The following is a 26,093-nucleotide window of genomic DNA, read 5'->3' as shown; positions in this document are numbered from 1 at the left end:
TACCGGGCACTCAGGGTTTGCGGCCGATGCCACCGAGCATGACCATTCGAGTCTCCGGCAAGCCGGGGCGAAGCCACTGCTGCACCGGCACCACACCAGGTTCGAGCAATTCGAAGCCGGCGAAGAATGACTCCGTTTGTGCCGTGGACCGGAAGGAGACCTGGGCTGAGGTGTCGTGGGTGCTGGCAATCACCTGGAGTACCTCTGGGGTGGAATCAAGGGAGCCATGGGTGATCGCCAGGTAACTGCCCGATGCCATCTGATCGCGGAAGGCGGCGATGATCTCAGCGGGGTGTTCGTCGTCCATCACGTAATGCAGCACGCTGATGAGCGTGATAGCCACCGGCTCGTCGAGGTCGATCAGGTCGTGTTTCTTCAGCTGATCGAGGATGTCGCCGGGGCGGCGAACGTCGCCCAGTAGTGCTGCGATGCCCTGTGGTTTGGCCAGCAGCGCGTCACAATGGGCGTGCACGACCGGGTCGTAATCGACATAGACCACCCGCGCCGACGGCTCGATCTTCCGAGCCACCTCGTGCACGTTGGGCGAACTCGGGATACCCGAGCCGAGATCGAGGAACTGTCGGATACCGGCCTCCGCTGCCATCTCGACCGCTTTGAGCCCGAAAGATCGGGTGAACCAGGCCAAGGTCCGGAGTTCGGGTGCGCGACAGAGCATTTGATCGCCCAGATCCCGATCTATCTCACGATTGTCCTTTCCGCCCAACAGGTAGTCATATACCCGGGCAGAGTTGAAATCACCGAAGCTGAACGGTTGTGGCATTCGGTCGTTCTCCGACACTGGCCCCTCAGTTCCTTCGACCACAGGTCAACGGTAGCCGACCGCTACCTCGGGCGGGTGCTCCTCCGGAGATCTGTCTCCGGCGATTTCGCGGAGTACGCGTTGCCGAACGAGGCTCAGCTCCGCCCGCCAGAACCGAGCCATCGACGAATCATGCTCCGACACAACATGATCCAACACTCAACGATAGATCTACCAGCATCAACTCCCAACCGCCGTCCCCAGTCGTGCTCAGATGTGTGCACGGCACCGTCGAGGAGCTCGTCGTCACCGACGTACATGCCACTGTCGAGCCCGGTCGACGATCTTCCAGAGCCGATGGCCGTTTCACAAATCTGTTTCAGCCAAGGCGACCGCGTGTGCTACCGCGGACCGCGCCTGGTCGACGGTCATAGTGCGGCCCAGACCGCATGGGGCCGCGACGTCCAACCGGCCGCCGTAGGCCGATTCCGCCGCCGCCAGACCCTGTCGTGCTTGCGCGAGCGGCTGCGCCGGATGCGCAAGCCCGGCGATAACACGGGTATCGGCAGGCAATTCGAGGCGTGCCAGGGGCGCGTAATAACGCGGCCGAACCGGCGCCTGTTTGCCGTTGCCGATGGGCAGGTGGACGAAATCGAGATGTCGCCCCGCGGGCCAGTATCGCGCTATCGCGTTGGCCAGCGCGACGACCGGGGCCGCCGATCTCGGTGCCACGACCGGTTTGTCCTCGATGCTCCCGTAGCACAGGTGTACTCCGAAACGGGAATCATGGGGCGCCCGTGCGACGAGGCGTGCGATCGCCCGACCCGCCACGATGGCCGGCCCCTGCCGCAGGACCCCGGGCGCCCCTCCACAGAGGAGCGTCTCCGCTGCCAGTTCGAGTTGGAATACGACATTGTCCCGCAACGCCTCATGGATACGGACGATCTCCCTGACAGTGGCGTCGAAAATCGGGCGGTAGTAGGGGAAGCTTCGGTCACCACGGCCGACCGAGCCGCGACGCAACATGAGCATCCGTGCCTCGAAGGCGATGAAACCGATGACAAAGGGCGTCGGTATGCCTACCTGCAAGCGAAGTCCGGGATCGGCTCGGCGCATGTCGGCCAACGCGTCCCAGGCACGCCCGGCCTCCTCCGCATAGCCGAGCGCGGCGTCGATATCGGCTTCGGCCAGCGATCGGCCCGGCAGTAGCCGAAAGGTGTCGCGGGAACGCAGCGTCGACCAATCACCGCGGCGCACGGGCGCCAGCTCCGGGAACTTGCCTAGCCGGTCGATGATGGGTCTGATGTACCACTTGGCGCGATATGGATCCGCTTCACCGCCCGGAACCATGCCGTCCAGGAATTCACCGGCCGTGTCGACGGCGAATGCCATTGCCTTCTCTGGACTGTCCAACTCCGCGGGCAAGCTGCCCACGAAGTGAATCCTGCGCTTGGGCTGCACAGCGTCAGTGTCGCATATCGGCCGTCCCGAAACCGGGGCGTTTCTCGCTATTCCGGCGGCACCGGACCGATGCGGCAGCACGCCGGGCCATCACCACGGATTCTCGCTAAGGCATTACGGCGCATCCGGAGCCGGTGGGGAAGCCCGTTCCGGCCAGCAGGTCGACGGAGGCTATCGAGCCCTGGCTCTGATAGGCGACGATGTGATGCCATTCGGCCGCCGTCGGTGTCCACTGGACGCTGACACTGGTCGCGCCCGCCGGATCGACGAAATCGCTTGGCGCGAAAGTGGATCTGCCGGTGGTGTCGTAGAAGAAGACCGGGAAGGCGCCCGTGCTGAGGTCGGCGGTGAGCGTGTAGGTGCAGCCGGTTCCGTACTGGCTCGCCGGACCCCAACTCGCGCCCGGTTCGGCGCGCAGGTCGATGACGGCCGCACCGGCATCGGGCGCCGCCGCGATGGTCAGTGCCACCGCGGCAAGCGATGCGGCGGCCGGTCCGACGACCGCGCGCCGAATCACCTTCCGGCCGCGGGTATTCGAGAATGCAGAGGTTTCCGACATCGGATGAATTCCCTTCTCTACCGGATGTCACGGTCCTCCGCTGACGGCCCCGGCGGCAGGGTCGAAGGTCACTCGGTCTGTTCATCGAGTCGGCCGGAGCCGAGGGCGGTGCGGTCCGACTCTACCGCCGAACCTGTTCCCCGTTCCTCGAATAAAAATTCCCCAGTTGCCAACGGAATTCAGTCCAGCACAGCCCGATTCCGGTACTGATCGACAAGGTGCTGGTAGGAGGCCGGAGCCTCGGCTCTGCTCTCGATGTCGCGCAGGCCGACGGTGACCGTGCGGGCCGCGGCGGTCGAATAGTTGTGCTCGTCGATGCCGAGGTCCGCCACGATCGCGGGCAACAGCTCGTCCAGCTCGTCATCGGTCGCGTAGACGGTGAGGGTGCATTCGACCGGCACGGTTGCCGGGTCGTATGCGTCGCCGCGCACCCGCTCGGCGAAGTCGGCGATCTCGAAGACCTGACCGAATTCGGTATAGCACGGGATGCGGTTCACGCCGCGGATCCGGTGTGCGCTCTCCTCCAGCATCAGCGCGATCGGATGGATCTCCTCGCTGTCCAGGGATCCCGGGCCGGTCGGGTCGGGTAGACCCAATCCGACCGCGACCTGCCAAATGCGCCGCTCGTCGTCCATTTTCACCTCTCTGTCAGCGCCGCGACGTGACGTTCACGGTGCGGCAATGCTTCAGTTTCTTGCCCGAGGGCACCGCGGCCTGCGCCTTGTTCTTGGCGTCGTTCACCGCCGCGTCCTTAGTCTTTCCGGTGCCGTTGAACTGGAACGGTCCGGTGGCGTCGGTCCGGTTCAGATTCTCGAAGTAGCAGGACACCGTCGCATAGAAGGTCGCGGTGAACTGGAACTGCGGCTGCACCGCATCCACGGCTCGGACGGCGACGGTCGGTGGCTGCGCCGCAGCGATACCAGCTCCGGCACCCGCGGTGCCCGCGGCGGCTACCAGCACCGCGGCGATGAATCGGTGGCCGGACATGACGGTCTGCATTGGTGATCCCTCCCATTGAAGCTCTCTCACCATGCTTCGACGCCACTGCGGCGCAATGGGTTCCATTCGATTCGGGTGATCGGCCTCACAGGGCGGTGTGGGAACCGTTGCCGATCAATGAAACTGGCTCGCCGTGATCCGAAGATGTTGCGGCACAGCGCATTCAGGATACGAAGGTCGCCGAGGTGACGGTGACGTCGGCGAAGCTGACATACCATCCGTTCCAGGTGTCGGCGACGTTCACCTGGATACCGTGCCCGGCCGCGCGACCGCCGGTGATTAGCCACAGCCCGTTGCCGTATCCGGTCGCCGTGCTGACACTGCCATCCGACCAGGCGAACTCGGCCGTACTCTGCGCACCGGGCGTATTCCACGGGATGATGGCCGTGAACTGTGCGGAGTCGATTCCCGGTAGCAGCGGGCCGCCGCAGTCGCGCAGCGTGGCCGAGCGCCGGATGTTCTGCCCCGCGCTTCCGCTGCCCGCGACCAGCACACCGGTCATCAAGCCGCCCTGCCGACAGCCCCCACCGCCGCCCGGCGGAAGTGCCTGCGCCTGCGGCACACTCAGCACCGGCGCCGCGCAAAGAGCCGCCGCCAGCAACGCAATTCGACAACCAGACACGCCACCTCCCTGTCCGGGGACAGCAACCGAAACGGCCTCGCCGAGCAGTCTAGCGCCGTGGCCGGTTCGAATCGCGATCTCGCCCGGCGGTTCAGCTCTTGATGAATTCGATCAGGTCGGCGGTCAGCTCCGCCATATGAGTGAGGTACAGGCCGTGCGGCGCGTTGTCGTACACCTTCAGGCGGCTGTCGGGGATCAGGTCGGCGGTGGGTTCGCCGCACAGCTCCAGCGGGTTGAATTCGTCCGCACCGCCGTGGATCACGAGTGCGGGGACATCGATGCGGCGCAGGTCCGCCCGGTGGTCGGTCTCGGACACCGCGTGGCTGAGGTCGAGCATGGCCTTGACGGATGTCGCATTGCTGTCGGCCTTGGACCATTCCACCAGTGCCGGAGAGATCGATGATGCCGAACCCGCGACCGTGAACAGCGCGTCGGCCACCTGATGAGTCCAGGCCGGGAAGTCGGTGCGCCACTGCGCCCGCATCTCGTCCCACGCGGCCATCGCGATGCCCGCCGGATTGTCCGGCGTCTGCAGCATGAGCGGCAGCGCCGAGGAGACGAGCACGATCCTGGCGACCCGGGCGGACCCGTGTCGCACGAGATAGCGCACGATCTCCGCGGTTCCGGTCGAATGCCCGACGAGGGTGACCTCGCGCAGGTCGAGCCTTTCGATCACGGTCGCGAGATCGTCTGCGAGGGTGTCGAATTCGTATCCGTCCCAGGGTTGGGCGGAGCGCCCGTGGCCACGGCGGTCGTAGGTGACGCAGCGCAGCCCCTGCTCGGCCAGCGCCATCGCCTGGTACTGCCACATCGCCGAACTCAGCGCCCAAGTGTGGGTGAACACTACCGGCGCGCCGACGCCCCAATCGCGGTAGAAAAGTTCGACGTTGTCGTTGACGGTGATGTAAGGCATGGTATTTCGGCTTCCTGCTGGCTCTCTGTCTTGCCGCTCAACCTATTACCTTGCGAGTATCGGAATCCATTACCTCCGTGGTAATTTCGCTCGGCCGCTGCCGATACGCGATGGCAGCGGCGGTCTGAGAAGGCCGGGACGGTCAGGCTCACGCCGCGGACGGGACATCTCCCCCGCAGCTGTCCTGGAGCGGGGCGCCGGATGGCACCAAGAGCTACGCCGTCACCGTCTACGACCCCGACGCACCCACCGGGTCCGGGTTCTGGCACTGGGCGGTGGCCGATATCCCCGCCACCGTCACTGAACTGCCCGAGGGCGCGGGCGATGAGTTGGGCTCCGGCCTGCCCGACGGCGCTTACCAACTGCCCAACGACGCCCGCATGGCTCGCTTCGCCGGCGTCGCGCCGCCCGCCGGGCACGGGCCGCACCGCTATTTCGTCGTGGTGCACGCGCTCGACGTCGAATCCATCGGCGTCCCGGCCGACGCGACGCCGGCCCTGCTCGGCTTCACCGTGTCCGCGCACATCCTGGGTCGCGCGGTACTGATCGCGACCGCGGAAACGCCGGGCGAAAACGTTGAGCGAATAGAGGTTTCGCGGTTCGTGCCCGCCTCCGCCGACGCGATCTTCGCGGTGCTCGCCGATCCGAAGGGGCATGTGGAGATCGACGCGTCGGGCATGCTGATGGATGCCGAAGGCGATCCGGTCGAGCGCGCGGGCGACCGGTTCGTGGTCCACATGGACCGGGAAGCCCTCGGGGATTTTCCGCTCGGCAAGTACGACGTCGAGGTCGTGATCACCGAATTCGTTCCGGGCCGGGAGATCGCCTGGACCGTCGAAGGGCAGATGCGGCCGTTCGTCCGGGACATCTACGGTTACCGGCTGGAACCCGCCGCGGGCGGCACCCTCGTGACCTCCTATTACGACTGGTCGCAGCTCGAGGAGTCGTGGAAGCAGCGGCTCACCTTCCCGATCGTCCCCGAGTCCGCGCTCGAGTCGACCCTGGGGATCCTGGAGCGCACCGTTCGCAGGCGGGCCGCCGATAAGTCGAAATAGGTTGCCGCCGAATCGGATTCGAATTCCGCGTCAGGTGACGACGGTCGGCGTCCGGAAACGCTCCTGCCGATGTTCGGATGCCAGCACCACCTCGGACAGCTGTCGCGCGGCGGCCAGGACATCGGCGTGGGAGACGTAGAGGGCGTTCACGCCGAAGCGCAGCATATCGGGGGCGCGCATATCGACGATGACGTCGCGGGCCGCGAGCGCCCGCGCCAGCGCGTTGGCATCGGGGTGGCGCAGGGTGATCTGGCTGCCGCGGCGGTGCGGATCGCGCGGGGTCACCGTCGTGAAGCCGAGCTCGGCCAGGACGGTGTCGGCGCAGTCGAGGAAAAAACTTGTCAGCGAAAGGCTTTTGGCGCGGACCTCGGCCATGTCGACGCCGTCGAAGGCGGTGAGGGCCGCCTCCAGGGCGAGCAGCGACAGGATCGGCGGAGTGCCGATGCGGGCCCGTTGGACGCCATCGGCCGGGCGGTAATCGCCGCTGAGGCCGAACGGTTCGGCATGCCCGTTCCATCCGGTGAGCGCGTGATCGAAGTCGGCCTGATGCCGTCGAGCGACATACAGGAAGGCGGGGGCGCCCGGCCCGCCGGAGAGGAATTTGTAGCCGCAGCCGACGGCCAGGTCGACGCCGAGCTCGTCGACGCGGATGGGCAGGGCGCCCGCCGCATGGCAAAGGTCCCAGACCGCGAGCGCACCGGCCCGGTGCGCGGCGTCGGTGATCGCGGCCATGTCGTACAGCTCGCCGGTGCGGTAGTCGACGGGGGAGTAGCTTGTCGCGGCGACCCGGTCACCCGCCTCGGCGAGCACCGCCGCGACATCGGCGGGCGGCACCCGGCGGACCTGTAGGCCGAGCAGGCGGCCGACGGCGTCGGCGATGTACTGATCGGTGGGGAAATGCCCTGGATCGGTAAGCAGTAGTGGACGATTCGGCCGCAGCCGGGCCGCGGCCGTGAGCGCGTTGAAAAGCTGCACGCTGGTGGAATCGCCGACCACCGTCTGTCCGGGCGCCGCGCCGATGAGCCCGCCGACGGCGTCGCCGACCCGGATCGGCGCTGCCCACCAAGCGTTTTCGTTCCAGGAGCGAATCAGGCCGGTGCCCCACTGCCGATGCACGACGTCCTCGACGACGGGCGGCACGGCGGCGGGCAGTGCGCCGAGTGAGTTACCGTCAAGGTAGACAACACCTTTGGGAAGCAGGAAGCGCTCCCGCAGCGGTGCGAGCGGGTCGGCGGCGTCCAATGCGGCAGCGTGGGCCGCCAAGGTGTCGTTCATTGCTTTTGGCACCGGTGCTCCGTTCGCTTTCTCGATGTGGGAAGCCTATTTCATCGAGCCGGGCGAAGTGATTGCTCGCCAGCTGCTCTCCCGCGCGGGATCAGTTTGTGGCCGCAGTCGAAAATGCCGAGGATTTCGCACGGACCGCCCTCGGCCCCGATGGCGTGCGCCGGCTGAGGTTCGCCCCGGACGCTCCCGCCGCTCGGTCGTCGTCATCGATGGCGGCGCACCGCGCAACGCACCCGCCGAATTGTTGGCCCGGGTGTGGGGCGCCGGAAACGCCGCCGACCCGATGGCGCAGGTCGGCGCCGCAGCCGGTGCGCATATGAACGCCGATCTTGTTGGCGCAGATACCGATGCGGCCTTGCGGCGGGGTACTGCGCTCGTCTGAACCGGCCTGCTCGGGAAAGCGACTGTGCTGCCGCGACGTTGGGGGCGACCGCATCCGCCCGATTCCCGAACTTGCCCACTGGTCGGTCTCTATGGATCTAGCGTTGTTGTATGGGGGAATTTTTGTGGGTGAGGAGATTTCAATGATCGACATCTTCACGTTTCGCGGTACCAACGAGACGCGCAGCCCGGACGGCACACCGACGGGCATGCTCGCCGCCATAACCGGCCTGCTGGATTCGGCGGATTTCCGTAGTTTCGAACCGAATTGGACCGCATCGATCGGACCCGACCCGAATTTGTGGGGCCCGTCGCTGGACACCTCGGTGCAGGAGGGCACCGCCGCCGGTGTGCAGGCAATCCAGGATTCACCGAATGTCTGTGGGCTGCTGAGCTATTCGCTGGGCGGCATCTGCGTCAGCCGGATCCTGGAGGGTGTGCGGTCCGGGCAGTACACCAATACCGACGGCAGTCCGCTGGAGATAGCGTTCGCCGTCAACCTCGCGAATCCGCTTCGGGCCGAGGGCGATTCGGTCAACAACCTATGCCCGCCGTCGACCTTCGGACTGCACGGGCAGCACGGGCCGTGGCCGGACCAGGTGCAGACGCGCGAATACGCCAATCCGGCCGACATCATCACCGCGTCCCCGGCGGACTCGCCGCTGCGGATCATCGATGTCGGCATCTCGCCGTTCTCCTTCGTGGAGGGCGCGCGTTTCGGCAATGTGAGCTATCTGATCTTCGAAGAGCTGCTGCGGTGGCTGATGCAGGACCCGGTAACGAATTTCGATCGCTACGTCGATGCGACGCGCGGCGTGATCGGCCTGCTGACGCCGTGGCCGGACGGCCCGCACGTCGGCTATTCGGGTCAGAACATGCCGGGCACGAACGTCCTGTGGACAACGCATGCGGCGAACTACATCAACGACACCTTCGCCCACTGAGCGCGATTACACCATCGCGGCGTAATCGCCGACGAGGCTGTGGAATCGGTAGCGCCCCGGCAAAACCTGTTCCAGCATATGCACATCGACGAGGGCTTCCAGGATCCGCTCGGCGGAATCCACATCGATATCGGCCAGTGCGGCGGTGGCGTCGATATCGAAGCTGCGCCCCTGCCGCAACCCGAGCAGCCGGAATACGCGTTGCTGATCGGTCGGCAGATCTTGGAAGCTGGCGGTGAGCGCCGCGGATACGCTGCGGGATCCCGCGGATAGGTGCTCGAGCCGATTCCGCGGCTGGCGTAGTCGTTTGGCCAATCGGTCGATGGGCCAGACCGGCCGGGCCCGGAGCCGCCCGGCGGCGATGCGGATGGCCAGCGGCAGATAACCGCACAGCCGGACGGTCTCTGCCACCGCGTCGGGCTGGGTGAGCACCCGGTCGTCGCTGACGATGCTGGTGAACAGCGTCGTCGCGTCCTCGCGCGAAAGTACATCCAGCGAAAGGGTTCTGGAGACTTCCAGGTCGATGAGCCGGCGGCGGCTGGTGATCAGGACCAGGCAGTCGGGCGTCCCGGGCAGCAGCGGCCGAACCTGATCCGCGTCGGCCACATTGTCCAGGACGAGCAGCACCGAAAGTGAGGCGATTCGCGTGCGCCACAGGGCGGCTCGGGCATCGAGGTCCGCGGGCATCGTCTCGTCCGGCACGCCCACCGCACGGAGGAGCTGTGCCAGCGCGGCCATCGGGTCGACCGGTTCGCGGTCGGTGGCGTACCCGTGCAGGTCGATGTAGAGCTGGGCGTCCGGATAGCGGCCGCTGAGTAGATGGGCCGCGTGTATCGCCAGCGCCGTCTTGCCGACACCGGCCATGCCATCGATGGCCTCGATCAATACGGTGCGGTGGGCGGCCGCCCGCGGCGGTACGTCGGCCAGCAGGCTGTCCAATTCCATACTGCGGCCGGTGAAGTCGGCGATATCGCCGGGTAACTGGTTGCGGCTCGGCTCGCCGGCATCGGCCGCGGTGCCCGCCGGTTCGGGCACGGCGACCTCCGGCACCGGCGTGATCGTGTGCGGCCGACGCAATTCGAGGTCGCGGCCGATGAAATCGGTGATGCCGCCGGTTGATTCGCCGAACGCCGGTTCGATCTCGTCGCGCAGGATCCGCCGGTGCAGTTCGCGCAGTTCCCGGCCCGGCTCGATGCCGACCTCGTTGGCGAGGCGGCGCTGCGCGTCCTGGAAGACCATCAACGCCTCGGCCTGGCGGCCACAGTGGTAGAGGCCGAGCATCAGCAGCGCCCGAAACCGTTCCTGCAGTGGATAGGACACGACGAGTGGGACGAGTTCGGCGACCGCCTCGGCATGCCTGCCGCGGGCGAGTTTGATCCCGGCCCGGAGTTCGAGCGAGGTCAGATATCGCTCCTGTAGTCGTCGGCGCTCGGCCTCGATTGTGGGACCGGCCAGTCCGCTGAACGGTTCGCCGCGCCAGAGCTCCAGCGCGGCATTGGTGTGCGCGGCCGCCGCCGCGAGGTCGCCTTCGCGCCAGTATTGTTCGGCGGTTCCGATACGCCGGTCGAAGGCAACGTAATCCGCAAGTGAAGGGTTGCCGTGTAACACATATCCGGTATCGGCCCACACCAGCGCGGATTCCGACATATTGCGCGCCGGGCGCGGTGCGAGCGCCCGGCGTAATCGGCTGACGTAGGTCTGCACGCCATTGCGCGCATCGCCGGGTGGGTGTTCTCCCCAAACCCCGTCGATGATCGCATTCATTGTTACCGGTCGGTTCATTTCCAAGAGCAGTGCAACCAGAACGGCCTGTTGTTTCGCCGTGCCCAACTCGATCTCACGGTCATCCCGCCACGCCGTGAACGAACCGAGCACGTCGTATCTGATCTGCGGTTGAGCCATGGACAAACCCCTCCTGAGCCATGTGCTGCCACCAACGAGGATAGGCCGCTGACGCCTAGTTGAAGCCTAGAACGACCGATAACACTGTCCGACCAGTCGTTTATGTGGGAGTACAGCGACAATTACGCGGACTGGGACATCCTGATCGGGTGTGCTGCAACGGGATTCGGGGCCTCGATTTCCTGGCCAATCGAAAAAGCCTGTGGTTCACAATAGTTCACCCGGCCGTGGTCGAGCGTTCAACTGTGGGCCTGGCCGTGGTGTGCACCAGTCGGGTCGCCAATGTCGGCGCACCGGGCCACAAAGTCCGTGGCGGTGCGTCGCGAAGCGCGTGTCGGGGCCGGCGTCGTCGAGTGTGCGGAGATCGGGCTTCGGATGAACGCCGAGGTCCACCCAGCCGCTGAGCGGCGGACCGTAGCCGAGGCGCTTGCCGCGGAAGACCTATTCGATCGACACAGGATCGTATCGCCCGATAAACGGTGATAAGCGAGGAAGTTTGCCATGCAATCCGGTAACAAATCGCGCCTGCGCAGTCTCACTTCGATTCAGCATGAGCTGTGGCTGGCACACGAGCTGTCGGATGTTCCCAACAACTGTCTTATCTACATCGACATTCACGCCGAACTGGAACAGCGACTTTTCGTCACCGCGCTGCGGCGGGCATTCGCCGAGTCCGAGGCACTCGGTGTGAACTTCGTCCGCTGCGCCGACGGCCCGATGCAGATCGAGCGCGATACCAGCGATTGGTCGCCGGTGTTGCTGGACCTCACCCGGGCGCCGGATCCGGTATCCGCGGCATTCGAATATATGTCCGGAGAACGGGAATTGGGCTTCGATCTGGAGCGCGATCCGCTGCTACGGGTCGCACTGCTGGAACTCGGTGACAATCATTACTTCCTGGCGATGTGTTTTCACCACATCATCATGGACGGTGTCGGCGTCGCGGCCTGGGCCCAACGCGTTCTGGACGTGTACGGCGCGCTGACGACCGGAATTCCCGTCGGGCCATCGGAATTCGTGCGTATCGACGATATCGTCGACAGCGACCTTTCATATCGCCGCGAACGGCGGGCCGTCGACCGGGAATACTGGCGCGGCCGGATACCGGCGGTAATCGAACCGCTCAGACTTCCCGGTAGCGCGAACGGCGGCGCGCGGCCGGGCCGAATCGGTTGCACACGAGACCTTTCGCGGGCAGAACTCGACGAATTGTCCGAATCGGCGCGATCCGCCGGTGTCAAGCTGCCGTATCTGTTGATGTCCGTCGCGGCGGCGGCGGTGCGTCGCTATGCGTCGCGAGACGAATTCTGCGTACAGATACCGGTATCGAATCGAGGCGGTATCGTCGGTAATACGCCGTGCCAACTTTCGGATACCGTTCCGCTGCTGATCAATTCGGGCCGGGACCTCTCGCTCGGCGCGTTGGCGGGCCGGATCGGTGCGAGCATCGCGAGCGACCGGGACCACTTCCGGTACGGGATGTCGGATATCCGGCGGGATATGGGAATACCCGGTCTCGATGGGAACTCCCTCGGTCCGGTCATCAACGTCATGTCCTTCTTCGGCGCGCTGCGAATGCCGGGCGGGACGGCCGATCTCCAGGTCTACTCGGCGGGTAATCGCGGCGACCTATCGATACTGTTCTACTACGAAAAGCAATCGGCCCGCGGTGGCCAGCTGCGGATCGAGGGCGATTCCGAGCTGTATTCCGAGGACGATCTGCGCGGCTATCTCGGATCGATATCCCGTTATCTGCGGCAGGCGATTTCCGATCCGGGGGCGCCGATAGGAACGGTGGACATCTTCGGCGCCGATCGGCGTCTGGTGGTGCAGACCTGGAACGACACGGCGGTGCCGACCGATCCGGACGCGACATTGGTCGGGCTGTTCGAGGATCGGGTGCGCCGGACGCCGGATGCGGTGGCGGTGGTGTCCGGTGCGGTTGAGCTGTCGTACCGGCGGCTGGACAGCTGGGCGGACAGTGTCGCGCGGACCTTGTCCGCATCGGGGGTGCGTCCGGATTGCGTTGTGGCGGTGGCATTGCCGAGGTCGGTGGAGCTGATTGTCGCCATACTCGCGGTGCTGAAGGCCGGCGGCGCGTACCTGCCGATCGATCCGTCCTACCCTACGGACCGGTTGGTATTCATTCTCGACGATGCCGCACCCGTCGCGATCCTGACCGATGCCGCCACCTCGAAAACCCTGCCGGATACCCGGATTCCGCACCTGCTCGTCGAGGAGTCCGGCACGGAGCGGGCGGGGGCGCCGATCGATCCGCTGCCGGGCAACCTCGCCTATCTGATCTACACCTCCGGCTCCACCGGCACGCCGAAAGGCGTCGCCGTCACCCACCGCAATGTGGTGTCACTTTTCCAGAGCACCGCCGGGTGGTGCGAATTCGGCGCCGATGACGTGTGGGCCTGGTGCCATTCCCAGGCATTCGACTTTTCGGTGTGGGAGATCTGGGGTGCGCTGCTGCACGGTGGCCGGGTCGTCGTCGTGCCGTGGGATGTGGTGCGCACACCGGCGCAATTGTGGGATCTGGTCGTCGACCGGGGGGTCACGATTCTCAATCAGACCCCGTCCGCGTTTCGCGCACTGGCCGAGGCCCGATCGGTTCGCGGCGACACCGATTCGGCCCTGCGCATGGTGATATTCGGCGGAGAGGCATTGCAGGACACTCATCTGCGCCCCTGGTATTCCGGCGATCGCGGCGACGGACCCGCGCTGGTGAATATGTATGGGATCACCGAGACCACGGTGCATGTGACGAAGCTGGAACTGTCGGCGTCCTCCGGCACTCGGGGTGACAGCCCGATCGGGCGCCCGCTCGGGAATATGCGGGTTTACGTATTGGATTCGGATCTGGCGCCGGTGCCGGTCGGCGTCGCCGGTGAGTTGTATGTCGCGGGTGCGCAGTTGGCGCGGGGGTATTACGGACGGGCCGGGATGACGGCGGCCCGATTCGTCGCCGATCCATTCGGATCCGGTGGGCGGCTGTACCGCACCGGCGATGTGGTGCGCTGGAACAGCGCCGGGGTGTTGGAGTTCGTCGGCCGGGCCGACGACCAGGTGAAGATTCGCGGTTTTCGGATCGAACCCGGCGAAGTGGAAAGTGCACTCGCCCAGTACCCCTCGGTATCGCATGCGGTGGTGGTGGCCCGCGACGGCGCCGATGGCGATAAGCGGTTGATCGGTTATGTCGTCACCGACGGCAACGGCACGGTCGACGGGGGCGCGGTGCGCCGTTTCGCCGCCGGCCGATTGCCGGAGTTCATGGTGCCCGCGGTGGTGATGGTTATCGAGTCGATACCGTTGACGCCGAACGGGAAATTGGATCGCCGGGCGCTGCCGGATCCGGAATTGGTGTCCTCGGCGCGATATCGGGCGCCGGGCAACACCGGGGAACGCGTACTCGCGGAGCTGTTCGGTGAGGTACTCGGGCGCGACCGGATCGGCGTCGACGACAATTTCTTCGAGTTGGGCGGCCATTCGCTGTCCGCCACCCGGCTGATCAGCCGGATTCGGGCGGAACTCGGGGTCGAGGTGCCGATTCGGACGGTCTTCGACGCGCCGACGGTCGGCCAATTGGCGCTCAGGTTGGATTCGGGTATACGGGTGCGCCCGAAACTGTTGAGCGGGCCGCGTCCGGAGGTTATTCCGCTGTCGTTCGCGCAGCGCCGGTTGTGGTTCATCAATCGGCTGGAGGGACCTTCCGCCACCTACAACATCCCGGTGGTCGCGCGGTTGACCGGCGCGTTCGACGCGTCGGCGTTCGGGGCCGCGGTCGCCGATGTCGTTGCGCGGCACGAAAGTCTGCGCACGGTCTTCGTCGAAGTCGACGGCGTTCCGGCACAGCGGGTTCTCGATGCCGACGGCGTCGAGGTGCCGGTCGAGATCGCCGAGGTGGCTCCGGCCGAAATAGCCGAGGCGGTTTCGGAGGCGAAGCGGTACCGATTCGACCTGTCCACCCAGATTCCGATCCGGGCGGCCGTATTCCGGTGCGGCGTCGGCGAATCCGTGCTGGTACTGCTGCTGCACCACATCGCCGGCGACGGTTGGTCGGCGGCGACGCTCTTGCGCGATCTGTCGCTGGCCTATGCGGCGCGCGTGGACAACCGTGCGCCGCAGTGGGAGCCGCTGCCGGTGCAGTACGTGGATTACACGCTGTGGCAACAGGATCTGCTCGGGTCGTCCGACGATCCGGAAAGCCTTGTCCGCGAACAGTTCGAGTATTGGCGCAGTGAGCTGTCGGGGCTGCCGGAGCAGTTGCGGTTGCCGACGGATCGGCCGCGTCCTCGGGTGGCGAGTTATCGCGGTGACATGGTGTTGTTCGAGATCGATGCCGAGATTCGTAACGCGGTGGAGCGGTTGGCGGTTCGCGAGGGTGCGACCGTATCCATGGTGCTGCAATCGGCGTTGGCGGTCTTGCTGTTCAAACTAGGTGCCGGGGAAGATATTCCGATCGGGTCGCCGATCGCGGGTCGTACCGATGAGGCACTGAACGAATTGGTCGGTTTCTTCGTGAACACCTGGGTGCTGCGGGCAACCGTCGCTCCGGCAGCGACTTTCCGCGAGATCCTTGCGCAGGTCAGGGCAAAGGCGTTGGCCGCGTACGAGAATCAGGACGCACCGTTCGAATTGCTGGTCGAGCTGCTGAATCCGGCGCGCTCGGCGGCGCACCATCCGCTGTTCCAGGTCCTGCTGAGCTTCCAGGACAACACCCTGGACACGCTGGAACTGCCCGGGGTCGAGGTCGAGCCGCTGCCGCCGGCGGGCGCCACATCGCGATTCGATTTGACGGTCAATATCGGCGACCGCGCGAACGGCGGATGGGACGGATTCATCGAATACGCCACCGACCTGTTCGATCGGCCGACGGTCGAGGCCATATCGGAGCGGCTGGTACGGATCCTCAGGCAGTCGGTGTCGGATCCGGGCGCCGCGGTGGGGACGATCGATGTGCTCGGCACCGAGGAACGTGAGGCGGTGCTGTGGCGGTGGAACGAGACGGCCGCCGCCGTCGCGGGTGCCACCGTCACCGAACTGTTCCGGGCCCAGGCCGCCCGAACGCCGACCGGGATCGCCGTGTTCTGCGGCGATACGGAGGTGACCTACGGGGAACTCGATAGTCGAGCGGATCGGCTTGCACGGGTGCTGATTTCGCGTGGCGTGGGCCCCGACCGTGTTGCCGCGGTGGCATTGCCGCGCTCGGTGGAGCTGATCGTCGCGCTGCTCGCGGTGCTGAGGGCCGGTGGCGCGTATCTGCCGATCGACCCGGCCTACCCGTCGGATCGGTTGGCATTCATCCTCACCGATGCCGCGCCGGTGATCGTCGTGACCGACTCCGACACCGGGAGGATCCTGCCCGACACGGGAATACCGCGGCTGGAGCTCGACACCGCCGAGATCCCGGGCCGGACCGATATGAATCGGATTGTGCGACCGCAGAATCTGGCGTACGTGATCTACACCTCCGGATCGACGGGTGTGCCGAAGGGCGTCGGCATCACGCACGGCAACGTGCTGAACCTGGTCTCCCAGGACTGGTCGGCCGGCCTCGGCGAGCGGGTGCTCGTCCATTCCTCGATCGCCTTCGACGCGTCGACCTACGAGATCTGGCCCGCGCTGACGCACGGCGGCGCGGTGGTTTTGGCGGCGGAACAGCGCTCGGATCCGGCGGAGATCATCCGATTGGTCGCGAAACGGTCGGTGACCAAGATGTTCTCGACACCGGCACTGCTATCGATACTGCTCGATCAAGTGGCGGCGTCGCCCGGCGATCCATTCCGGAGCCTGACCCAGGTGATCGCGGGCGGAGCCGAACTCTCCTCGGCGGTGGTTCGTCGGCTGAAAACCGTTGCGAACGGTTACGGTCCGACGGAAACCACCGTATTCGCCACCATGTTCGCGGCCGATGGCATATCGGCGGACGGTCCGGTGCCGATCGGCTCGGCGTTGGCCAATGTTCGTGCCTTCGTGCTGGATTCGGGGCTGCTGCCGGTGCCGGTCGGGGTACCCGGCGAACTCTATATCGCCGGTGCGCAGGTGGCGCGGGGGTATCACGGCCGGGCCGGGTTGACGGCGGCCAGGTTCGTCGCCGATCCGTTCGATCGGTCCGGTGGCCGGATGTATCGCACCGGCGATGTGGTGCGTTGGAATGCCGACGGGCAGTTGGAGTTCGTCGGACGCGTCGACGAGCAGGTGAAGATCCGTGGCTTCCGGGTGGAGCCCGGTGAGGTGGAAGCCGTTCTGACACAGCATCCTTCGGTCTCGCAGGCGGTGGTTGTCGCGCGCGACGTCGGAGGCGACGGCGGTACTCGGCTGGTCGGCTATGTGACCGGTGACCGGGCCGAAACGAATGGGCACATCGGCGCGAAACGGCTCGACGGCCGCGAGGTGCGCCGGTTCGCGGCCGAGCGGTTGCCCGAGTTCATGGTGCCGGCGGTAGTGATGGTGCTCGATTCGCTGCCGTTGACCGCGAACGGGAAACTCGATCGCGCGGCGCTGCCGGATCCGGAATTCGCTTCGGGAGCGGAATACCGGGCGCCGAACACCATCCAGGAACACCTGCTGGCCGAGCTGTTCGCCGAGATCTTGGAACTCGACCGGGTCGGAGTCGACGACAGTTTCTTTGCGCTGGGCGGTCATTCGCTGCTGGCCACCCGTTTGGCCAGCCGGATCCGGGCGGTGCTCGGAGTCGAGGTGCCCATACGGACGATCTTCGATGCTCCGACGGTGGCCAAACTGGCCGACCGGTTGGACGTGGGCGTGCAGGTGCGCCCGATGCTGTCGGCACGGCCACGGCCGGAAGTCGTTCCGCTGTCGTTCGCGCAGCGGCGGCTGTGGTTCATTCATCGGTTGGAAGGCCGTTCCGCCACCTACAACATGGCGTTGGCGGTCCGCCTGTACGGCGTGGACGCGGCGGCCTTGCGTGCCGCGATCGGCGATGTCATCGCCCGGCACGAGAGCCTGCGCACGATCTTCGTCGACGCCGATGGCGTTCCGTCGCAGCGGGTTCTGAACGCCGATGACGTCGAGCCGCCGATGACGGTGTCCGAGACCGATGATGCCGGGCTTGCCGAGGCGGTGACCGCCGCGGCGCGTTACGGATTCGATCTGTCCTCGGAAATACCCATACGCGCCACCGTCTTTCGCTGTGGCGACGAGGAATCCGTGCTGGTGCTGCTGATGCACCACATCGCCGGTGACGGCTGGTCGCTGACGCCGCTGCTGCGTGATCTGTCGGTGGCGTACGGTGCGCGTCTCGCCGGGCGCGCACCTGGATGGGCCCCCTTGCCCGTGCAGTACGTGGACTACACGCTGTGGCAGCGAGAGTTGCTGGGGGAGTTGAGCGATGCCGACAGTGTGCTGTCGCGGCAGTTCGCGTATTGGCAGCGTGAGCTGGACGGGGTGCCGGAGCAGTTGCGGTTGCCGACGGATCGGCCGCGTCCTCGGGTGGCGAGTTATCGCGGTGACATGGTGCTGTTCGATATCGATCGCGAAACCCGCACCGGCGTGGAGCGGTTGGCCGCCCGCACGGGTGCGACGGTATCGATGGTGTTGCAATCGGCGCTGGCGGTGTTGCTGTTCAAACTCGGTGCGGGAGAGGATATTCCGATCGGGTCGCCGATCGCCGGTCGTACCGATGAGGCATTGAGCGAGCTGGTCGGCTTCTTCGTCAATACCTGGGTATTGCGGACGGAGGTCGTACCGTCGGCATCGTTCACCGAGATTCTGGAGCAGGTCAGGGCTAAGGCGTTGGCCGCCTACGAGAATCAGGATGTCCCGTTCGAATTGCTGGTGGAGTTGCTGAATCCGGTTCGCTCGGCGGCGCATCACCCGTTGTTCCAGGTGTCGCTGGCGTTCCAGAACAACACCCTTCCTGCCCTGGATCTTTCGGGTGTGCGGATCGAACCCTACCCGGCCTCCACCGCGACATCTCGCTTCGATCTGTTCTTCAATATCGCCGACGCCCCGGCGGGTTACGGGTGGAACGGCTTCGTCGAATACGCGACCGAGCTGTTCGACCGGAGCACGGTCGAAGCGATGGCGCGGCGATTGGTGCGGCTGCTGCGGCTGATCGTGTCGGAGCCGAATCTGCCGGTGGGGTCGGTGGATATCCTCGGGGACGCGGAACGCGAGCTGGTATTGCGGCGGTGGAACGAAACCACGCTCGCGGTCGAGGACACCACCCTCGTCGGGCTGATGGATGCGCGAATCGCCGCTACCCCGGACGCGGTCGCGGTGGTGTGCGGTGACGTTTCGTTGACGTATCGGGAGCTCGATGCACGCGCCGCCCAGCTGGCGGGTGCCCTGATTTCCCATGGGGTCGGCCCGGATCGGATCGTCGCCGTCGCGTTGCCCAGATCCGCAGAGCTGCTCGTGGCCCTGCTCGCGGTGGTGCGGGCGGGCGGCGCGTATCTGCCGATCGATCCGGCGTATCCGTCGGATCGGTTGGCGTTCATCCTCACCGACGCGGACCCGCTGGTCGTCCTGACCGATCGCGATACCGGAAAAGTACTGCCGCACAGCGTGATACCGCATCTGTACGTCGACGAGGCGCGAGACCGAGCCGAGCTCATCCCTGCCGCGACTCCGCGACCGGAGAATCTGGCATATGTGATCTACACGTCGGGCTCCACCGGCGTGCCGAAAGGTGTTGGTATCACTCACCGCAACGTGGTGAACCTGATCGCGCAGGCGTGGGCGGCCGGTCCCGGGGATCGGGTGCTGGTGCAGTCCTCGGTCGCGTTCGATGCCTCGACCTATGAGATCTGGCCTGCCCTGTGCGGCGGTGCGACAGCCGTGGTGGCGCGGGAGCGGCGCGCCGATCCAGCGGAGCTCACCCGGCTCATCGAGCACCGGTCGGTGACGAAGATGTTCGCGACGCCGCCGCTGCTGTCCGCACTGCTCGAGCGCGCCGAAACGCTGCCCGGCAACTGTTTCCGGAGTCTGGCGCAGGTGAATACGGGCGCCGATACGCTGACGGCGGGACTGGCCCGCGCCCTGCGAAGCAAGTGCGCGGATGTCCGGATCGACAACCTGTACGGACCCACCGAGGCGACGGTGAATGTGACGTCGTCGGTGGTGCCGGAGGTGATCCACGGTCCGGCGGCGCCGATCGGTGGCCCGGTGGCCAATACCCGAGTGTTCGTGCTGGATTCGGGATTGGTACCGGTGCCGGTGGGCATACCCGGCGAACTGTACGTGGCCGGTGCGCAATTGGCGCGCGGCTATCGGGGCCGGGCCGGATTGACGGCGGCGCGGTTCGTCGCCGATCCGTTCGATCGGTCCGGTGGCCGGATGTATCGCACCGGCGATGTGGTGCGTTGGAATCCCGACGGGCAGTTGGAGTTCGTCGGCCGAATCGATGACCAGGTGAAGATCCGGGGATTCCGGGTAGAGCCAGGTGAGGTGGAAAGCGCACTCGCCCAACATCCTTCGGTCTCTCAGGCGGTGGTGGTCGCCCGCGATACCGATAACGGCGGCAAACAGCTGATCGGCTATGTGGTCGCCGATACGACCGGGCCCGCCGTCGGCGAGGACGAACTGGTCGGCCAGTGGCGCCGGGTGTACGACGACCTGTATTCCGGTGCCGCCGAGACGGAAACGACTCGGACCGAGCCCGAATTCGGCGCGGATTTCGGCGGCTGGAACAGCAGCTACACCGGTATGCCCATCCCGGTGGAGCAGATGCGCGAGTGGCAGTCCGCGACCGTCGACCGCATCCGCGGGCTGCGTCCTCGGCGGGTGCTCGAGATCGGTGTCGGGTCGGGGTTGCTGCTGGCCCGGTTGGCCCCGGATTGCGAAGAGTATTGGGCGACGGACTTTTCCGCCGCCACCATCGCGGCGCTCGACCATCGCCTGCGCGAGATCGGCACGGACTGGGCCGGTCGGGTCTCGCTCAGCGTCCGGACCGCCGACGACACAGCCGGACTGCCGGAGAGCTACTTCGACACCGTGGTGCTGAACTCGGTGGTCCAGTACTTCCCCGGGGCGGCATATCTGCGCAGGGTGCTCGAACAGGTGTCGCGCGTGCTGGTGCCCGGCGGCGCGGTATTCGTCGGTGACGTCCGGAATTTGGCGCTGCTGCCGGAATTCGCGACCGCGGTGCAGCTCGCGCGGCACGGCGACGACGATCCGGCGGCGATCGCCGACCGAGTGCGCCGGGATATCGCCGCCGAGCAGGAATTGCTGCTTGCCCCCGAATTCTTCGTCGACATATGTTGTGCGGCAACGGGTTTCGACGCGGTCGATATCGAGCTCAAGCGCGGGCGCGCGGTCAACGAGTTGACCCGATATCGCTACGATGTCGTGCTGCGCGCGACCCCGGCCGATGCGGTATCGGTCGCCGATGTGCCGAAAGCCGAGTTCCGCGACCACGATCGGCTTCTCGGGTTGCTGCACGAACGAAATCCCGAAGGCATCAGGGTAACCGGTATCCCGCATGCCGGGCTGATCGACGATACCGGTTTCGAAGGGGTACTCGATCCCGTCGACGCGCAGGCGGGTGTGCTGCCCGAGGATCTGCACGAACTCGGGCGGCGGCTCGGTTACACCGTCGCGGTGACGTGGTCCGCGGAGCCGGGTCGGATGGATGCGGTCTTCTTGGACACCGCAACAGTCGGCGACCGACCGCTGACGGGCGTGTATGTGCCTGCGGCGGTCGATGATTCGATACCGCGCGCCAATAACCCGCAATCCGGCCTGTTGGCGGCGGAGGTGCGCAGGTGGGTGAGTGATCGGTTACCGGAGTTCATGGTGCCAGCGGTGGTGATGGTGCTCGATTCGGTGCCGTTGACCGCGAACGGGAAGCTCGATCGCGAGGCCCTACCGGATCCGGAATTCGGCTCCGGAGCGGAATATCGGGCGCCGAGCACCATTCAGGAGCAGATGCTCGCAGAGTTGTTCGCCGAGATTCTCGGGCTGGATCGGGTCGGGGTCGACGACAGTTTCTTTGCGCTGGGCGGTCATTCGCTGCTGGCGACCCGGCTGGCCAGCCGGATCCGGGCGGTGCTCGGGGTGGAGGTGCCGATTCGCACGGTCTTCGACGCTCCGACGGTCGCCCAATTGGCGAGTCGACTGGATTCGGGTGTGCAGGTGCGGCCGATGCTGTCGGCGCGGCCGCGGCCGGAGGTGGTCCCGCTGTCGTTCGCACAGCGGCGGCTGTGGTTCATCCATCGATTGGAAGGACCGTCGGCCACCTACAACATCGCCTTGGCGGTCCGGTTGACGGGCGCGTTCGATACGTCGGCGTTCGCGGCCGCGGTCGGCGATGTCGTTGCGCGGCACGAGAGTTTGCGCACGATCTTCGTCGAGGCGGACGGCACGCCCGTGCAGCGGGTGCTGGCGGCCGACGACGTCGAGGTGCCGGTGACGGTGACCGGTGTCGACGCCGCCGAGCTGGATGCGGCGGTGACCGAATCGGTGCGGTACCGATTCGATCTATCGTCGGAACTGCCCATCCGCGCCAACGTTTTTCGCACGGGGCGCGAGGAATGTGTGCTGGTCGTCCTGATCCATCACATCGCCGGTGACGGTTGGTCGATGACGCCGCTGCTGCGCGACCTGACAACGGCGTATGCGGCGCGGCTCGCGCATCGTGTGCCGGGGTGGGAGCCGCTGCCGGTGCAGTACGCGGATTACACGGTGTGGCAACAGGATCTGCTGGGATCGGCCACGGATCCGGACAGCGTGCTTTCGCGGCAGTTCGAGTATTGGCGCAGTGAGCTCGACGGGTTGCCGGAGCAGTTGCGGTTGCCGACGGATCGGCCGCGTCCTCGGGTGGCGAGTTATCGCGGTGACATGGTGTTGTTCGAGATCGATGCCGAGATTCGTAATGCGGTGGAAAGACTGGCGGTTCGCGAGGGCGCGACGGTGTCGATGGTGTTGCAGTCGGCGCTGGCGGTGTTGCTGTTCAAACTCGGTGCCGGGGAAGATATTCCGATCGGGTCGCCGATCGCGGGTCGTACCGACGAGGCTTTGAGCGACCTGGTTGGGTTCTTCGTCAATACCTGGGTGCTGCGGGCCGAGCCGACCGCCTCGGCTACGTTCGGCGAGATCCTGAGCCAGGTCAGGGCGAAGGCGTTGGCCGCCTACGAGAATCAGGATGTCCCGTTCGAATTGCTGGTGGAGTTGCTGAATCCGGTTCGCTCGGCGGCGCATCACCCGTTGTTCCAGGTGTCGCTGGCGTTCCAGAACAACACGCTGCCGGTGCTGGAGCTGTCCGGCGTTCGGATCGAACCGCATCCCGCATTCACCGCGACCGCGCGGTTCGACCTGTTCTTCAATATCGCCGATGCCCCGGCAGGTCGCGCGTGGAGCGGGTTGGTCGAATACGCGACCGAACTGTTCGACCGCTCGACGGTCGAGGCGATGGCGGCCCGATTCGTTCGGATATTGCGGTCGATCGGGTCCGAGCCCAGCACACCGGTGGGCACCATCGACGTTCTCGGCACCGAGGAACGGGAATCGGTGCTGCGCCGGTGGAACGACACGATTGCCGACGTCGCCGACACCACCGTCACCGAATTGTTCCGGGCGCGGGTCCTTCGCGCCCCGGACGCGGTCGCGGTCGTCTGCGGCGACACGCACATGTCGTATCGGGAGCTCGATACGACAGCGGAACATCTTGCGCGGGTGTTGGTTTCGCGCGGGGCCGGTCCAGACACCATTGTCGCGGTGGCGCTGCCGCGTTCGGCCGAACTGATCGTCGCGCTGCTCGCGGTGCTGAAGGCCGGTGGCGCGTATCTGCCGATCGACCCGGCCTACCCGTCGGATCGGTTGGCGTTCGTGCTCACCGATGCCGCGCCGGTGGTCATGGTGACCGACTCCGCCACCGCGAAACTCCTGCCCGACACCGAGATACCGCGCATTCATCTCGACGCACCGAATACCAATGGTGTGCGGGGCCACCGGCTCGGTGCGGTACACCCGTCGAATCTGGCCTACGTGATCTACACATCCGGATCGACCGGTGTGCCGAAAGGCGTCGGTATCACCCACCGCAACGTGGTGAACCTGGTATCCGAGGCGTGGACCGTCCGCCCCGAGGATCGAGTACTCGCGCATTCCTCGGTGGCGTTCGACGCCTCCACGTACGAGATCTGGCCCGCCCTGTGCGGCGGGGCGACCCTGGTGGTGGCGGCCGAGCGGCGCTCGGATCTGGCGGAGATCACGCGATTGATCGAAACCCGGTCGGTCACCAAGATGTTCGCGACGCCGCCGATGTTGTCGGCGCTGCTCGACCACGCCGAATCCGTGCCGGGCGCACCGCTGCGGACGCTGGGGCGGATCATCGTCGGCGGCGCCGAGCTGACGGCGGATGTGGTGCACAAGCTGACCGCGAAATATCCGGGCGCCCAGGTGATGAACGGATACGGTCCCACCGAGACGACGGCGTGCGTCACCGATTACGACGCGTTGCCGGGCATCGGCGGCGCGGTACCGATCGGCCGTCCGCTCGGCAATGTGCGGGTGTACGTGCTGGATTCGGGGCTGACGCCGACGCCGGTGGGCGTGCCCGGCGAATTGTATGTCGCGGGTGCGCAATTGGCGCGAGGCTACCACGGCCGGGCAGGGCTGACCGCGGCCAGATTCGTGGCCGATCCGTTCGATCCGGACGGGGGCCGACTGTATCGGACCGGGGACGTGGTGCGGTGGACCGCATCGGGACTGTTGGAGTTCGTCGGCCGGGTCGACGATCAGCTGAAGATCCGTGGATTCCGGGTCGAGCCCGGCGAGGTGGAAGGCGCACTGGCCCAACACCCTTCGGTGTCGCAAGCCGTGGTAGTCGCGCGGGAGACCGATACGGGCGGCAAACAGTTGGTCGCCTACGTGGTTGCCGACCGGTCCGGTCCCGTGGCCGGCGAGGACGAATTGGTGGGGCAGTGGCGCCGCGTGTACGAGGATCTGTACGGCGGGAACGGGAAACAAAACGGCAACGGCAACGGCAACGGATCCGGATTCGGCTCGGATTTCGGCGGCTGGAACAGCAGTTACACCGGCGCCCCGATACCGCTGGCGCAGATGCGCGAATGGCGGATGGCAACGGTCGAGCGGATCCGCGCGCTGCGGCCGCGGCGGGTGCTGGAGATCGGCGTCGGCTCGGGTCTGCTGCTTTCGCAGCTGGCACCCGACTGCGAAGAGTATTGGGCGACAGACTTTTCCGCCGCCACCATACACACGCTCCAGGAACATCTGGCGGGACTGGACGCGGAATGGGTCGATCGCGTCGTCACCAGCGTCCAAGCGGCCGACGATCCGGATGGCTTGCCCGAAGGTCGTTTCGACACCGTGGTGCTGAATTCGGTCGTGCAGTACTTCCCCGGGGAGGCCTACCTGCGCCGGGTCCTCGAGCAGGTGCACCGCGTACTGGCCCCCGGTGGCGCGGTATTCGTCGGCGATGTCCGCAATCTCGCGCTGCTCGAGGAATTCGTCACCGCGGTGCAGATCACCCGAAACGGCGGCGATGATCCCGGCGCGGTCCGGGATCGGGTGCGCCGCAGTCTCCTCGCCGAGCGCGAACTGTTGGTCGCGCCGGAGTACTTCCTCGGCGTCGGTGGCTTCGACGCCGTCGATATCGAGTTGAAGCGTGGGTATTCGGTCAACGAGTTGAGCCGCTACCGCTACGACGTCGTGCTGCGCAAGTCACCGGTGCAGCCGCTGTCGGTGCGTGATGTACCGAAAGCCGAATTCCGCGAGCATGATTGGCTGTGCGAACTGCTGCGTACCCGACACCCCGACGGAATTCGGGTTGTCGGCATCCCGCATGCGGGGCTGCTCGGTGAAATAGCGGTCACCGAGTGCATACGGTCCGGTCGAGCCGTCGAGAGTCGGCAAAACGGCTCCCTCGCAGCGGGTTTCGAAGGCGTACTCGACGCGGTGCCCGAGCGCGCGAGTGCGGGTCTGCTGCCCGAGGACCTGTATGTGCTAGGCCGGCGATTCGGATACGCGACCGCGGTCACCTGGTCCGCGGAGCCGGGTCGGATGGAGGCGGTCTTCATCGACGCCGCGGCGGCCCAGGACCGGCCACTCACCGATGTGTTCGCACCGCAGGCCATTTCGGGAGATCCGGCCGCATACGCCAACAATCCGCAGGACACCCTCATGCCCGCCGATGTGCGCCGGTTCGCGGCCGAGCGATTGCCGGAGTTCATGGTTCCCGCCGTGGTGATGGTGCTCGAGTCGGTGCCGTTGACCGCGAACGGG

At 66.2% G+C, this 26,093-nt stretch carries 13 protein-coding genes and 1 pseudogene (1 of these 14 only partly in view); 5 read left to right on the top strand and 9 right to left on the bottom strand.

Going from position 1 to position 26,093, the window contains the following annotated elements:
- Positions 1-10: 10 nt before the first annotated feature.
- The 7 genes from LGY53_RS21090 to LGY53_RS21060 form a co-directional block, all read right to left on the bottom strand.
- Positions 11-781 (bottom strand): SAM-dependent methyltransferase, encoded by a 771-nt coding sequence (locus LGY53_RS21090; RefSeq protein ID WP_225728605.1) that lies wholly within the window; start codon positions 779-781, stop codon positions 11-13.
- 345 nt (positions 782-1,126) lie between these two features.
- Positions 1,127-2,194 (bottom strand): hypothetical protein, encoded by a 1,068-nt coding sequence (locus tag LGY53_RS21085; protein ID WP_225728410.1) that lies wholly within the window; start codon positions 2,192-2,194, stop codon positions 1,127-1,129.
- Positions 2,195-2,327: 133 nt separating this feature from the next.
- Positions 2,328-2,780 (bottom strand): hypothetical protein, encoded by a 453-nt coding sequence (locus LGY53_RS21080; RefSeq protein WP_225728409.1) that lies wholly within the window; start codon positions 2,778-2,780, stop codon positions 2,328-2,330.
- A gap of 179 nt (positions 2,781-2,959) precedes the next feature.
- Positions 2,960-3,415 (bottom strand): hypothetical protein, encoded by a 456-nt coding sequence (locus tag LGY53_RS21075; protein WP_225728408.1) that lies wholly within the window; start codon positions 3,413-3,415, stop codon positions 2,960-2,962.
- A 13-nt stretch (positions 3,416-3,428) separates the two neighbouring features.
- Positions 3,429-3,779, bottom strand: coding sequence for a hypothetical protein (locus tag LGY53_RS21070; protein ID WP_225728407.1), 351 nt, complete (start codon positions 3,777-3,779; stop codon positions 3,429-3,431).
- A 163-nt stretch (positions 3,780-3,942) separates the two neighbouring features.
- Complete coding sequence (locus tag LGY53_RS21065) at positions 3,943-4,401, bottom strand: hypothetical protein (protein ID WP_225728406.1); 459 nt, start codon at positions 4,399-4,401, stop codon at positions 3,943-3,945.
- A 91-nt stretch (positions 4,402-4,492) separates the two neighbouring features.
- Positions 4,493-5,314: an alpha/beta fold hydrolase gene (locus LGY53_RS21060; protein WP_225728405.1), complete on the bottom strand. Its 822-nt coding sequence runs from the start codon at positions 5,312-5,314 to the stop codon at positions 4,493-4,495.
- A gap of 173 nt (positions 5,315-5,487) precedes the next feature.
- Between LGY53_RS21060 and LGY53_RS21055 the strand changes: the two are divergent.
- A pseudogene (locus LGY53_RS21055) lies at positions 5,488-5,892 on the top strand (YbhB/YbcL family Raf kinase inhibitor-like protein); the annotation flags it as partial.
- A gap of 6 nt (positions 5,893-5,898) precedes the next feature.
- Positions 5,899-6,369 (top strand): SRPBCC family protein, encoded by a 471-nt coding sequence (locus LGY53_RS21050; protein WP_225728604.1) that lies wholly within the window; start codon positions 5,899-5,901, stop codon positions 6,367-6,369.
- Positions 6,370-6,399: 30 nt separating this feature from the next.
- Here LGY53_RS21050 and kynU read toward each other — a convergent pair whose 3' ends face one another.
- Positions 6,400-7,644, bottom strand: coding sequence for a kynureninase (kynU, locus tag LGY53_RS21045; protein WP_225728404.1), 1,245 nt, complete (start codon positions 7,642-7,644; stop codon positions 6,400-6,402).
- Between kynU and LGY53_RS21040 the strand changes: the two genes are divergently transcribed.
- Positions 7,634-8,035: a hypothetical protein gene (locus LGY53_RS21040; protein WP_225728403.1), complete on the top strand. Its 402-nt coding sequence runs from the start codon at positions 7,634-7,636 to the stop codon at positions 8,033-8,035. The two genes, kynU and LGY53_RS21040, sit on opposite strands and share 11 nt — an antisense overlap.
- A 142-nt stretch (positions 8,036-8,177) precedes the next feature.
- Entirely contained in the window at positions 8,178-8,978 is an 801-nt protein-coding gene (locus LGY53_RS21035; protein WP_225728402.1) for a hypothetical protein, read from the top strand.
- Between the two features lie 6 nt (positions 8,979-8,984).
- On the opposite strand, the gene LGY53_RS21030 is transcribed toward LGY53_RS21035, so the two are convergent.
- Positions 8,985-10,880 carry an AfsR/SARP family transcriptional regulator gene (locus LGY53_RS21030; RefSeq protein ID WP_225728401.1) on the bottom strand — a complete coding sequence of 632 codons (1,896 nt, stop codon included), beginning with the start codon at positions 10,878-10,880 and terminating at the stop codon, positions 8,985-8,987.
- A 501-nt stretch (positions 10,881-11,381) separates the two neighbouring features.
- Here LGY53_RS21030 and LGY53_RS21025 point away from each other — a divergent pair.
- On the top strand, positions 11,382-26,093 hold the 5' portion of the coding sequence (locus LGY53_RS21025; protein WP_225728400.1) for a non-ribosomal peptide synthetase. It continues 336 nt past the right edge of the window; the window shows 14,712 of its 15,048 coding nt (coding positions 1-14,712); it begins with the start codon at positions 11,382-11,384; its stop codon lies beyond the right edge, outside the window.

Source organism: Nocardia sp. JCM 34519.1, assembly GCF_020361265.1.
In the GTDB taxonomy this organism is placed as follows: domain Bacteria; phylum Actinomycetota; class Actinomycetes; order Mycobacteriales; family Mycobacteriaceae; genus Nocardia; species Nocardia arthritidis_A.
This window is presented reverse-complemented; position numbering and strand designations above follow the sequence as displayed.